General features: G+C 70.4%; 12 protein-coding genes. 1 reads left to right on the top strand and 11 read right to left on the bottom strand.

Annotation, left to right across the window (positions count from 1 at the left end; translation table 11 throughout):
• Window positions 1-7 precede the first annotated feature (7 nt).
• From rpoZ to pyrR, 11 genes are all read right to left on the bottom strand, one after another.
• Window positions 8-280: a DNA-directed RNA polymerase subunit omega gene (rpoZ, locus tag ABZ923_RS34115; RefSeq protein ID WP_003982715.1), complete on the bottom strand. Its 273-nt coding sequence runs from the start codon at window positions 278-280 to the stop codon at window positions 8-10.
• A 53-nt stretch (window positions 281-333) separates the two neighbouring features.
• The gene (gmk, locus tag ABZ923_RS34110) at window positions 334-891 is read right to left on the bottom strand and encodes a guanylate kinase (RefSeq protein ID WP_361479792.1); all 558 of its coding nucleotides are present in this window, start codon (window positions 889-891) and stop codon (window positions 334-336) included.
• 60 nt (window positions 892-951) lie between these two features.
• Window positions 952-1,275, bottom strand: coding sequence for an integration host factor (locus ABZ923_RS34105; RefSeq protein ID WP_003977346.1), 324 nt, complete (start codon window positions 1,273-1,275; stop codon window positions 952-954).
• A gap of 298 nt (window positions 1,276-1,573) precedes the next feature.
• Window positions 1,574-2,419, bottom strand: coding sequence for an orotidine-5'-phosphate decarboxylase (gene pyrF / locus ABZ923_RS34100; protein WP_361479790.1), 846 nt, complete (start codon window positions 2,417-2,419; stop codon window positions 1,574-1,576).
• Window positions 2,416-3,522: a quinone-dependent dihydroorotate dehydrogenase gene (locus tag ABZ923_RS34095; protein ID WP_361479787.1), complete on the bottom strand. Its 1,107-nt coding sequence runs from the start codon at window positions 3,520-3,522 to the stop codon at window positions 2,416-2,418. Before ABZ923_RS34095 ends, pyrF begins: the two co-directional genes overlap by 4 nt.
• A 51-nt stretch (window positions 3,523-3,573) precedes the next feature.
• Window positions 3,574-6,882: a carbamoyl-phosphate synthase large subunit gene (gene carB / locus ABZ923_RS34090; protein WP_361479784.1), complete on the bottom strand. Its 3,309-nt coding sequence runs from the start codon at window positions 6,880-6,882 to the stop codon at window positions 3,574-3,576.
• Window positions 6,875-8,032: a glutamine-hydrolyzing carbamoyl-phosphate synthase small subunit gene (carA, locus tag ABZ923_RS34085; RefSeq protein ID WP_361479781.1), complete on the bottom strand. Its 1,158-nt coding sequence runs from the start codon at window positions 8,030-8,032 to the stop codon at window positions 6,875-6,877. The genes carB and carA overlap by 8 nt, the downstream gene beginning before the upstream one ends.
• A complete protein-coding gene (locus tag ABZ923_RS34080; RefSeq protein ID WP_361479778.1) occupies window positions 8,029-8,589 on the bottom strand; it encodes a hypothetical protein in 561 nt (186 codons plus the stop codon). The genes carA and ABZ923_RS34080 overlap by 4 nt, the downstream gene beginning before the upstream one ends.
• Window positions 8,586-9,872 (bottom strand): dihydroorotase, encoded by a 1,287-nt coding sequence (locus tag ABZ923_RS34075; protein ID WP_361479775.1) that lies wholly within the window; start codon window positions 9,870-9,872, stop codon window positions 8,586-8,588. The genes ABZ923_RS34080 and ABZ923_RS34075 overlap by 4 nt, the downstream gene beginning before the upstream one ends.
• 5 nt (window positions 9,873-9,877) lie before the next feature.
• Complete coding sequence (locus ABZ923_RS34070) at window positions 9,878-10,855, bottom strand: aspartate carbamoyltransferase catalytic subunit (RefSeq protein ID WP_361479772.1); 978 nt, start codon at window positions 10,853-10,855, stop codon at window positions 9,878-9,880.
• A gap of 91 nt (window positions 10,856-10,946) precedes the next feature.
• Window positions 10,947-11,525: a bifunctional pyr operon transcriptional regulator/uracil phosphoribosyltransferase PyrR gene (pyrR, locus tag ABZ923_RS34065; RefSeq protein WP_361479769.1), complete on the bottom strand. Its 579-nt coding sequence runs from the start codon at window positions 11,523-11,525 to the stop codon at window positions 10,947-10,949.
• A 298-nt stretch (window positions 11,526-11,823) separates the two neighbouring features.
• On the opposite strand from pyrR, the gene bldD reads away from it, so the two are divergent.
• Entirely contained in the window at window positions 11,824-12,327 is a 504-nt protein-coding gene (gene bldD / locus ABZ923_RS34060) for a transcriptional regulator BldD (RefSeq protein WP_020938842.1), read from the top strand.
• Window positions 12,328-12,386 lie beyond the last annotated feature (59 nt).

The following is a 12,386-nucleotide window of genomic DNA, read 5'->3' as shown; positions in this document are numbered from 1 at the left end:
GCGAGTACTACTGCGCCGGGCCCTCGACGGCCTCGGAGGTCAGCAGACCGGCGTTGATCTCGCGCAGGGCGATCGAGAGCGGCTTCTCGTGGACGTGGGTGTCGACGAGCGGACCGACGTACTCAAGGAGGCCCTCACCGAGCTGCGAGTAGTACGCGTTGATCTGGCGGGCACGCTTGGCCGCGTAGATCACGAGGCTGTACTTCGAGTCGGTCGCCTCAAGAAGCTCGTCGATCGGCGGGTTGATGATGCCCTCGGGCGCGGTGATGGAAGAGGACACGCTCTACCTTCCGATGGATGGAAAAGAATCAGACATCGTGATCACAATCACGATCACACAACGTCCATCAAGGCTAGCAGCTCGCGGGCCACGTCCTCGACGGAGGTGTTGACCAAGGTCACATCGAACTCCGGCTCGGCCGCCAGCTCGGTCCGCGCCGCCGCCAGGCGGCGCTCGATGACCTCCGGCGGCTCGGTCCCCCGGCCGGTCAGCCTGCGCACGAGCTCCTCCCAGGAGGGCGGAGCCAGGAACACCAGCTGGGCGTCGGACAGGGACTCGCGGACCTGCCGGGCACCCTGGAGGTCGATCTCCAGCAGGACGGGTTCGCCGTTCTCCAGCCGCTCCTGCACGGCCGCGCGGGGCGTGCCGTAGCGGTTGCCGGCGAACTCGGCCCATTCCAGCAGCTCGCCGTTGGCGATCAGCTTGTCCATCTCCTCGTCGGTGACGAAGAAGTAGTGGACTCCCTGCTGCTCACCGGGGCGCGGCTTGCGGGTGGTCGCCGACACCGAGAGCCAGACCTCGGGGTGTTCCTTGCGCATATGGGCGACGACCGTGCTCTTGCCGACCCCCGAGGGGCCGGAGAGCACGGTCAGCCGCGGACGTTCACTCATGCAGCGATTATTCCAGCAATCCCGGGGTGCCCGGGACTCCCTGCCCGCCGGGAGGCGGACTCAGGAGCCGGTGCTGCCGAACTCACGCTCCAGGGAAGCGATCTGGTTCGAACCGAGACCGCGCACGCGGCGGCTCTCGGAGATACCCAGACGCTCCATGATCTGCTTGGCGCGGACCTTGCCCACGCCCGGCAGCGACTCAAGGAGGGCGGAGACCTTCATCTTGCCGATGACGTCGTTTTCCTGGCCCTGCTTGATGACCTCGTGCAGGGAGGCGCCGGAGTGCTTGAGTCGATTCTTGACCTCGGCCCGCTCCCGGCGAGCCGCGGCGGCCTTTTCGAGCGCGGCTGCGCGCTGTTCAGGGGTAAGGGGCGGAAGAGCCACGCCTACGTCACCTCGGATGTCGAACTGTCGGATACGGACCGGTGAGGAACCTAGTCGCCCCACACCTGGGGAGCTACGAGCAACACGCTGCCCGCTCTCCCCCACTGCCTGAACGGCGTGGGAGGTGCCCCCACTGCTCGGAGACTAGCGGGCAAGTCCGCCAGAGTCAGCGAGAACAGCGGAAAAGTCCTGGTCAGCCTCCGTCAGGCCGGACATTTCAGACATACTGCCCTCGATTTGAGGATGTATTCACACTCAAGTCGGCGGGATCCCGCTCCGTCGAGCACCCAGCCGGGGCTCAGACCCCGGCGACGGCCGCCTGGATCTCGGTCGCGAACCGCTCGGCGGCCCCGCGCAGCGCGCTGACGTCGGGACCGTGACGCAGAACACCCCGGCTGACGTTCGGCACGACGTTCCGGACGGCCGCCCCGAAGACCCCGGGAAGATCGGCCGGCGTCGCGCCCTGCGCCCCGATGCCCGGCGCGAGGAGCGGTCCGTTGATGTCGAGGTCGTACCTGGACAGGTCGCCGAGCGTGGCGCCGACGACCGCGCCGAAGGAGCCCAGCGGCTCCTCCCCCGCGTTCTCGGCCGCCAGGTGGGCCAGCATGGTCGCCCCGACGCTCCGGCCGTCGGCGCGCACGGCGTGCTGCACCTCGCCGCCCTCCGGGTTCGAGGTCAGCGCCAGCACGAACAGGCCCGCGCCGCTCTCCCGGGCCAGCGCGACGGCCGGGCTGAGCGAGCCGTAGCCGAGGTACGGCGAGACGGTCAGGGCGTCGGAGAACAGCGGGGCGTCCGGGTGCAGGAACGACTCGGCGTAGGCGGCCATGGTCGAGCCGATGTCGCCGCGCTTGGCGTCCATCACGACCAGGGCACCGGCCGCCCGCGCCTCCTGGACCGACTTCTCCAGGACGGCGAGGCCGCGCGAGCCGAACCGCTCGAAGAAGGCACTCTGCGGCTTCAGGACCGCCACCCGGTCGGCCACGGCCTCGACGACCGTGCGGCTGAACCGCTCCAGACCGGCCACGTCGTCGTCCAGGCCCCACTCGGCGAGCAGGGAGGCGTGCGGGTCGATGCCCACGCACAGCGGGCCGCGCTCGTCCATGGCGCGGCGCAGCCGGGCGCCGAAGGGCTCCAGCGGACTCATGCGGGCTTCCTCACGTCGGCGCCGACCGCGTCGGCGAGGGTGGCGTACGGGCTGGTGCGCAGTCGGGCGGCGAGCCCCTTGTGGACGGCCCGGCACCAGAAGGGGCCCTCGTAGATGAAGGCGCTGTAGCCCTGGACCAGCGTGGCACCGGCCAGGATGCGCTGCCAGGCGTCCTCGGCGGTCTCGATGCCGCCGACGCCCACCAGGGTGATCCGGTCGCCCACGCGCGCGTACAGGCGGCGCAGGACCTCCAGGGAGCGCTCCTTGAGCGGGGCACCGGACAGGCCGCCGGTCTCCTTGACCAGCGCGGCGGAGGACCGCAGGCCGAGGCCCTCGCGCGCGATGGTGGTGTTGGTGGCGATGATGCCGTCCAGGCCCAGTTCCACGGCGAGGTCGGCGACCGCGTCGACGTCCTCGTCGGCGAGGTCGGGGGCGATCTTCACCAGCAGCGGCACGCGGCGGTTCGCGACCGTGCGGTCGGCGGCCTCGCGCACGGCGGTGAGCAGCGGACGGAGGTGGTCCACCGCCTGGAGGTTGCGCAGGCCGGGGGTGTTCGGGGAGGAGACGTTGACGACCAGGTAGTCGGCGTACGGCGCGAGGCGCTCGGCGGACTTCACGTAGTCGGCGACGGCCTCCGCCTCCGGGACGACCTTCGTCTTGCCGATGTTGACGCCGACCACGGTCCGGAAGACCGGCTCGCGGGTGGCCAGGCGGGCCGCCACGGTGAGGGAGCCGTCGTTGTTGAAGCCCATGCGGTTGATCAGAGCTCGGTCCGCGACCAGGCGGAACAGCCGCTTCCTGGGGTTGCCGGGCTGCGGCTCGCCCGTCACCGTGCCGATCTCGACGTGGTCGAAGCCAAGCATCGACATGCCGTCGATGGCGACGGCGTTCTTGTCGAAGCCGGCGGCGAGCCCGAAGGGGCCGTGCATGCGCAGCCCGAAGGCCTCCGTGCGCAGCTCCTTGTAGCGGGGCGCCAGGGCGGCCGCGACGAAGGTCCGCAGCACGGGGACGCGGGCGGCGAGGCGGATCCAGCGGAAGGCCAGGTAGTGGGCCTTCTCGGGGTCCATGCGCTGGAAGACCAGCTTGAAGAAGATGGAGTACATGGTGTCCTCGTGAAAAGGGGGACACCGTTTCCGGTGTCCCCCTCGGGGCTGCTAGTCGCGGGCCGCGGTCAGGTGGGCCGCGTGTTCCTGGAGCGAACGGACGCCCACGTCACCGTGGTTGAGGGCGTCGATGCCCTGGACCGCCGCCGCGAGCGCCTGGACGGTCGTCAGGCAGGGCACGGAGCGGGCCACCGCGGCCGTACGGATGTCGTAGCCGTCGAGGCGGCCGCCGGTGCCGTACGGGGTGTTGACGATGAGGTCGACCTCGCCGTCGTGGATCAGCTGGACGATGGTCCGCTCGCCGTTCGGGCCGGTGCCCTCGGACTGCTTGCGCACGACCGTGGCGTTGATGCCGTTGCGCTTGAGGACCTCGGCGGTGCCGGAGGTGGCCAGCAGCTCGAAGCCGTGGGCGACCAGCTCGCGCGCCGGGAAGATCATCGAGCGCTTGTCGCGGTTGGCGACCGAGATGAACGCGCGGCCCTTGGTGGGCAGCGGGCCGTAGGCGCCCGCCTGCGACTTGGCGTACGCCGTGCCGAAGACGGAGTCGATGCCCATGACCTCGCCGGTCGAGCGCATCTCCGGGCCGAGGACGGTGTCCACACCGCGGCCGTGGATGTCGCGGAAGCGCGACCACGGCATGACGGCCTCCTTGACCGAGATCGGCGCGTCCAGCGGCAGCTCGCCGCCGTCGCCGTTCTGCGGCAGCAGGCCCTCGGCGCGCAGCTCGGCGATGGTCGCGCCCAGCGAGATGCGGGCGGCGGCCTTCGCGAGCGGCACCGCGGTCGCCTTGGAGGTGAAGGGCACCGTACGGGAGGCGCGCGGGTTGGCCTCCAGGACGTAGAGGATGTCGCCGGCCATCGCGAACTGGATGTTGATCAGGCCGCGCACGCCGACGCCCTTGGCGATGGCCTCCGTGGAGGCGCGCAGGCGCTTGATGTCGAAGCCGCCGAGGGTGATCGGGGGCAGGGCGCACGCCGAGTCGCCGGAGTGGATGCCGGCCTCCTCGATGTGCTCCATGACGCCGCCGAGGTACAGCTCCTCGCCGTCGTAGAGGGCGTCGACGTCGATCTCGATCGCGTCGTCCAGGAAGCGGTCGACGAGGACCGGCCGGGAGGGGCTGATCTCGGTCGACTCGGCGATGTAGGAGGCGAGGCGGGTCTCGTCGTAGACGATCTCCATACCGCGGCCGCCGAGGACGTACGAGGGCCGGACCAGGACCGGGTAGCCGATCTCGTCGGCGATGGTCTTGGCCTCCTCGAAGGTGGTGGCCGTGCCGTGCTTCGGCGCCGGCAGGCCCGCCTCCGCGAGGACCCGGCCGAAGGCGCCCCGGTCCTCGGCCGCGTGGATGGCCTCGGGGGACGTGCCCACGATCGGCACGCCGTTGTCCTTCAGGGCCTGCGAGAGGCCGAGCGGGGTCTGGCCGCCCAGCTGCACGATCACGCCTGCGAGCGGGCCGGCCTGCTGCTCGGCGTGGACGATCTCCAGCACGTCTTCCAGCGTCAGCGGCTCGAAGTACAGGCGGTCGGAGGTGTCGTAGTCCGTGGAGACGGTCTCCGGGTTGCAGTTGACCATCACGGTCTCGTACCCGGCGTCGGACAGCGCGAAGGAGGCGTGGACGCAGGAGTAGTCGAACTCGATGCCCTGGCCGATGCGGTTCGGGCCGGAGCCCAGGATGAGCACCGCGGGCTTCTCGCGCCGGGCGACCTCGGTCTCCTCGTCGTAGGAGGAGTAGAAGTACGGCGTCTTCGCGGCGAACTCGGCGGCGCAGGTGTCGACCGTCTTGTAGACCGGGCGGATGCCGAGCGCGTGCCGGACTTCGCGGACGACGTCCTCGCGCAGGCCACGGATCTCGGCGATCTGCTGGTCGGAGAAGCCGTGCCGCTTGGCCTCGGCGAGCAGCTCGCGGGTCAGCTCGGGCGCCTCGGCCAGCTCGTCGGCGATCTCCTTGATCAGGAAGAGCTGGTCGACGAACCACGGGTCGATCTTCGTGTACTCGAAGACCTCCTCGGGGGTGGCACCCGCGCGGATGGCCTGCATGACCGTGTTGATCCGGCCGTCGGTGGGCCGTACGGCCTCGCGCAGCAGGGTCTCCTTGTCGCCGGGCTCGCCGACGAAGGTGAACTGGCTGCCCTTCTTCTCCAGGGAGCGCAGCGCCTTCTGGAAGGCCTCGGGGAAGTTGCGGCCGATGGCCATGGCCTCGCCGACCGACTTCATGGTGGTGGTCAGCGTGGAGTCGGCCTGCGGGAACTTCTCGAAGGCGAACCGCGGGGCCTTGACGACCACGTAGTCGAGCGTGGGCTCGAAGGAGGCCGGGGTCTCCTGCGTGATGTCGTTCGGGATCTCGTCCAGCGTGTAGCCGACGGCCAGCTTGGCGGCGATCTTGGCGATCGGGAAGCCGGTCGCCTTGGAGGCGAGCGCGGAGGACCGCGACACGCGCGGGTTCATCTCGATGACGATCACTCGACCGTCCTCGGGGTTCACCGCAAACTGGATGTTGCAGCCACCGGTGTCGACGCCGACCTCGCGGATGACGGCGATGCCGATGTCACGCAGGATCTGGTACTCGCGGTCGGTGAGCGTCATCGCGGGCGCGACGGTGATGGAGTCACCGGTGTGCACGCCCATCGGGTCGAAGTTCTCGATGGAGCAGACGACCACGACGTTGTCGTGCTTGTCGCGCATCAGCTCCAGCTCGTACTCCTTCCAGCCGAGGATGGACTCCTCCAGGAGCACCTCGGTGGTCGGGGAGAGGGTGAGGCCCTGGCCGGCGATGCGGCGCAGCTCCTCCTCGTCGTGGGCGAAGCCGGAGCCGGCGCCGCCCATGGTGAAGGAGGGGCGGACGACGACCGGGTAGCCGCCGAGGGTCTCGACGCCCTTGAGGACGTCGTCCATGGAGTGGCAGATGACCGAGCGGGCGGACTCGCCGTGGCCGATCTTCCTGCGGACCTCCTCCACGACCTCCTTGAACAGGTCGCGGTCCTCGCCCTTGTGGATCGCCTCGGGCTTGGCGCCGATCAGCTCCACGCCGTACTTGGCGAGGGCTCCGTTCTCGTGCAGCGAGATGGCGGTGTTCAGGGCCGTCTGGCCGCCCAGGGTGGGCAGCAGGGCGTCGGGCCGCTCCTTGGCGATGATCTTCTCGACGAACTCGGGCGTGATCGGCTCGACGTAGGTGGCGTCGGCGATCTCCGGGTCGGTCATGATCGTCGCCGGGTTGGAGTTGACGAGGATGACGCGCAGGCCTTCGGCCTTGAGCACGCGGCACGCCTGGGTGCCGGAGTAGTCGAACTCGGCGGCCTGGCCGATGACGATCGGGCCGGAGCCGATGACCAGGACGGACTGGATATCGGTGCGCTTAGGCACGCTGGCCCTCCATCAGGGAAACGAAGCGGTCGAAGAGGTAGGCGGCGTCGTGCGGACCGGCTGCCGCTTCGGGGTGGTACTGCACGGAGAAGGCCGGCTGGTCGAGCAGCTGCAGCCCCTCCACGACGTCGTCGTTCAGGCAGACGTGCGAGACCTCGGCACGGCCGAACTTCGTCTCGCTGACCTTGTCGAGCGGCGCGTCCACGGCGAAGCCGTGGTTGTGCGCGGTGACCTCGACCTTGCCGGTCGTACGGTCCTGGACCGGCTGGTTGATGCCCCGGTGGCCGTACTTCAGCTTGTAGGTGCCGAAGCCGAGGGCGCGGCCGAGGATCTGGTTGCCGAAGCAGATGCCGAACAGGGGCGTCCTGCGCTCCAGGACGGCGGTCATCAGCGCGACCGGGCCGTCGGCGGTGGCCGGGTCGCCCGGGCCGTTGGAGAAGAAGACACCGTCCGGGTTGACGGCGTAGACGTCGTCGGCCGTGGCGGTGGCGGGCAGGACGTGCACCTCGATGCCGCGCTCGGCCATGCGGTGGGGGGTCATGCCCTTGATGCCGAGGTCGATGGCGGCGACCGTGAACCGCTTCTCGCCGACGGCCGGGACGACGTACGCCTCCTTGGTCGCGACCTCCTCGTAGAGGCTCGCGCCCTTCATGTGCGGCTGGGCCTGCACGCGCTCCAGCAGCTCCGCCTCGGGCGCGATCGCCTCGCCGGAGAAGATGCCGGCGCGCATGGAGCCGCGCTCGCGCAGGTGGCGGGTCAGGGCCCGGGTGTCGATGCCGGAGATGCCGACGACGCCCTGCCGCTCCAGCTCGTCGTCCAGGGAGCGCTTGGCCCGCCAGTTGGACGGCACGCGCGCGGGGTCGCGCACGACGTAGCCGGAGACCCAGATGCGACTCGACTCGTCGTCCTCGTCGTTCCAGCCCGTGTTGCCGATCTGCGGGGCGGTCGCGACGACGATCTGGCGGTCGTACGACGGGTCGGTGAGGGTCTCCTGGTAGCCGGTCATGCCGGTGGAGAACACGGCCTCGCCGAAGGTCTCCCCCACGGCCCCGTAGGCGCGGCCGCGGAAGATGCGGCCGTCCTCCAGGACGAGTACGGCGGGAAGCGCCTGGTTCCTCTGGGAGGAGCTTCCCCTGGTGGAGGTCGTCATCGTGCGCCTTCCGTGTCGTTGATCATGTGGTTCAGGGTGTCGACCCACTCGGTGTGCTCGGCCGCGCGGTCGGAGCGGAAACCGGAGTCGATCAGTTTGTCGCCGTGTGCCCAGGTCACCACCAGCAGTCCGCCCTCGGTGAGGACCTTGCCGGCGATGCCCTTGTCGAGGCGGGCGCCGCGCAGGGCGGCCGTGGGGACGAAGAAGTCGGTCGCTCCGGGGCGCTCGACCTCCAGGCCCGCGTCGGTCAGGGTGAGCTCGGCCCGGCTGCGGGTGCCCAGGCCGTGGGCCACGATGCGGTCCAGCCACTGCCCGGCGGTGGTGGAGCCGTGGTAGCGGCCGCTCATCGTCAGTCTCGCCTCGCCGGGCTGCTCCGGCGCGGTGGGCAGCGCCGGGATGTCGCCCTGGAGGGTGCCGCGCCACTTCCAGCCCTCACGCATCAGCCAGTAGACCAGCGCGATGAACAGGGCCAGTCCGACGAGCCAGCCGATGCGGGCCCCCCAGTCGGTGACCTCGGCCGACTTCTTCGCCTCGGCCAGCAGGATTACAGGTGTCACGTGAGCTTCCCGTCGACGAGCGTGGCCTTGCCCCGCAGCCACGTGTGCGTCACACGGCCCGGCAGCTCGCGTCCCTGGTAGGGGGTGTTGCGGCTGCGCGAGGCGAAGCCCGCGGGGTCCACCCGGCCACGGTATGCCGTGTCGACGAGGGTGAGGTTGGCGGGCTCACCAGCCGAGACGGGACGGCCGTGCCCGGTGGCCTGTCCGATCTGCGCGGGCTTGGCGGACATGCGGTCGGCGACGCCGGCCCAGTCCAGCAGGCCCGTGTCGACCATGGTCTCCTGGACCACTGACAACGCGGTCTCCAGGCCGACCATGCCCATGGCGGCGGCGGCCCACTCGCAGTCCTTGTCCTCGTGCGGGTGCGGGGCGTGGTCGGTGGCGACGATGTCGATCGTGCCGTCGGCGAGCGCCTCGCGCAGGGCCAGCACGTCGCGCTCGGTGCGCAGCGGCGGGTTGACCTTGTAGACGGGGTTGTAGGTGCGCACCAGCTCATCCGTGAGGAGGAGGTGGTGCGGGGTGACCTCGGCGGTGACCTGGATGCCGCGGGACTTGGCCCAGCGGACGATCTCGACGCTGCCGGCGGTCGAGAGGTGGCAGATGTGGACGCGGGAGCCGACGTGGTCGGCGAGCAGCACGTCCCGCGCGATGATCGACTCCTCGGCGACGGCCGGCCAGCCGCCCAGGCCCAGCTCGGCGGAGACGACGCCCTCGTTCATCTGGGCGCCCTCGGTGAGGCGCGGTTCCTGCGCGTGCTGGGCGACGACACCGCCGAAGGCCTTCACGTACTCCAGCGCGCGGCGCATGATCACCGCGTCGTCCACGCACTTGCCGTCGTCGGAGAAGACGGTGACGCCGGCGGCGGACTCGTGCATGGCGCCCAGCTCGGCGAGCTTCCTGCCCTCCAGGCCGACGGTGACGGCGCCGATGGGCTGCACGTCGCAGTAGCCGTGCTCCCTGCCGAGCCGCCAGACCTGCTCGACCACACCGGCGGTGTCCGCGACCGGGAAGGTGTTGGCCATGGCGAACACGGCCGTGTAGCCGCCGCTCGCCGCCGCGCGGGTGCCGGTGAGGACGGTCTCGGAGTCCTCGCGGCCGGGCTCGCGCAGGTGGGTGTGCAGGTCGACCAAGCCGGGCAGGAGCACCTTGCCGTCGGCCTCGACCACCTCGGCGCCCTCGGCGGACAGGCCGCTGCCCACCTCGGCGATGGTCTCGCCGTCGATCAGGACGTCCTGCGGCGCGCCGCCGAGCACCTTCGCACCACGGATCAGGGTCTTGCTCATGTGTCTTACTTCTCCTCGGTACGAGAGTGGGTGACGGCAGGCTCGTTCCCGCCCAGCAGCAGGTACAGGACGGCCATCCGGATGGAGACGCCGTTGGCGACCTGCTCGACGGCGGTGCAGCGGTCGGAGTCGGCGACCTCGGCGGTGATCTCCATGCCGCGCACCATCGGGCCGGGGTGCATCACGACGGCGTGCTCGGGCAGCTTGGCCATGCGGTCGCCGTCGAGGCCGTAGCGCCGCGCGTACTCGCGCTCGGTGGGGAAGAAGGCCGCGTTCATGCGCTCGCGCTGGACGCGGAGCATCATCACGGCGTCGCACTTGGGCAGCGCGCTGTCGAGGTCGTACGAGACCGCGCACGGCCAGGACTCGACGCCGACCGGCACCAGGGTGGGCGGGGCGACGAGGGTGACCTCGGCGCCGAGGGTGTGCAGCAGGTCGACGTTGGAGCGGGCGACCCGGCTGTGCAGGACGTCACCGACGATGGTGATCCGCTTGCCGGACAGGTCCTGGCCGAGTCCGGCGTCGCGGCCGATCAGCCGGCGGCGCATGGTGAAGGCGTCCAGCAGCGCCTGGGTGGGGTGCTGGTGGGTGCCGTCGCCGGCGTTGATGACGGCGGCGTCGACCCAGCCGGAGTTGGCGAGGCGGTACGGGGCTCCGGAGGCGCCGTGCCGGATGACCACGGCGTCGACGCCCATGGCCTCCAGGGTCTGCGCGGTGTCCTTCAGGGACTCGCCCTTGGACACCGACGAGCCCTTGGCGGAGAAGTTGATCACGTCCGCGGACAGCCGCTTCTCGGCGGCCTCGAAGGAGATCCGGGTACGCGTGGAGTCCTCGAAGAAGAGGTTGACGATCGTGCGGCCGCGCAGGGTCGGCAGCTTCTTGATCGGCCGGTCGGCCACCCGGGCCATCTCCTCGGCGGTGTCGAGGATCAGGACGGCGTCGTCGCGGGTGAGGTCGGCGGCCGAGATGAGATGACGCTGCATCTGTCAGGCTCCGTAAGGCAGTTCATGTGAGGAGATGTACGGCAAACCGGCGCGTGTGCGGGCATGCCGAAGCAGCCCGGCGCCCGGGTTGCTACTGGCCGGCCTTCACACCGAGCAGCACGGTGTCGCGACCGTCCTCCTCGGCGAGCTGGACCTTGACCGTCTCCCGCAGCGACGTGGGGAGGTTCTTGCCGACGTAGTCGGCGCGGATGGGCAGTTCGCGGTGGCCGCGGTCGACCAGGACCGCGAGCTGCACCGCGCGCGGACGCCCGATGTCGTTCAGGGCGTCGAGGGCGGCGCGGATGGTGCGGCCGGAGAAGAGCACGTCGTCGACGAGGACGACCAGCTTGCCGTCGATGCCGTCACCGGGGATCTCGGTGCGGGCCAGCGCGCGCGGGGGGTGCATGCGCAGGTCGTCGCGGTACATGGTGATGTCGAGCGAGCCGACCGGGACCTTGCGGTCGGTGATCTGCTCCAGCTTGGCGGCGAGCCGCTGGGCGAGGAAGACGCCGCGGGTCGGAATGCCGAGGAGCACCACGTCGTCGGCGCCCTTGGCGCGCTCGACGATCTCGTGGGCGATGCGGGTCAGCACCCGCGCGATGTCGGGGCCCTCGAGAACGGGCCGGGCATCGGACGCGTGCGGCTGCGCGGGCGAGTCGTGCTTGTCCATACGAAACGGACCTCCTTCTCCGCCTCACGGGACGGACCTTAAAGGACGTCGGAATTGCGCCATCCACCGTAGCAGGTCACCGGGGCGGCCCTCAGCCACCCCCCGGGCACGCACGCGGCATCCTCGCGTCACCCCGATTTCACCCGCTTGGCCCAGCCGATCGCCACTACCACGGAAGAGTCGGTGTGGACCATTCGGCTTGACGCACAAGAGTCACGCTGCGTAACCTCACAGTGAGTTACCAGCCGCGCGGCGGGAAGACAGTCCGGTCGCGTCGACACAGTGTCCGGGGAGCTATATGTCCAGCGAATACGCCAAACAGCTCGGGGCCAAGCTCCGGGCCATCCGCACCCAGCAGGGCCTTTCCCTCCACGGTGTCGAGGAGAAGTCCCAGGGTCGCTGGAAGGCCGTGGTGGTCGGTTCGTACGAGCGCGGCGACCGCGCCGTGACCGTGCAGCGACTGGCCGAGCTGGCCGATTTCTATGGCGTTCCGGTGCAGGAGCTCCTGCCGGGCACCACGCCGGGCGGCGCCGCCGAGCCGCCGCCGAAGCTGGTCCTCGACCTGGAGCGGCTGGCCACCGTGCCGGCCGAGAAGGCGGGCCCCCTGCAGCGCTACGCGGCGACGATCCAGTCCCAGCGCGGTGACTACAACGGCAAGGTGCTCTCCATCCGCCAGGACGACCTGCGCACACTCGCCGTCATCTACGACCAGTCCCCCTCGGTCCTCACCGAGCAGCTGATCAGCTGGGGCGTCCTGGACGCGGACGCGCGTCGCGCGGTCGCCACCCACGAGGACGCGTAAGCACTCAGCAGCCTCAGCAGAAACGTGCCGCCGGGGTGGCCGGAACTATGCGGTTCCGG

It is taken from the genome of Streptomyces sp. NPDC046881 (assembly GCF_040645015.1).
In the GTDB taxonomy this organism is placed as follows: Bacteria; Actinomycetota; Actinomycetes; order Streptomycetales; family Streptomycetaceae; genus Streptomyces.
The sequence above is the reverse complement of the archived record's forward strand: the minus strand, read 5'-3'. Positions and strand labels throughout refer to the sequence as shown.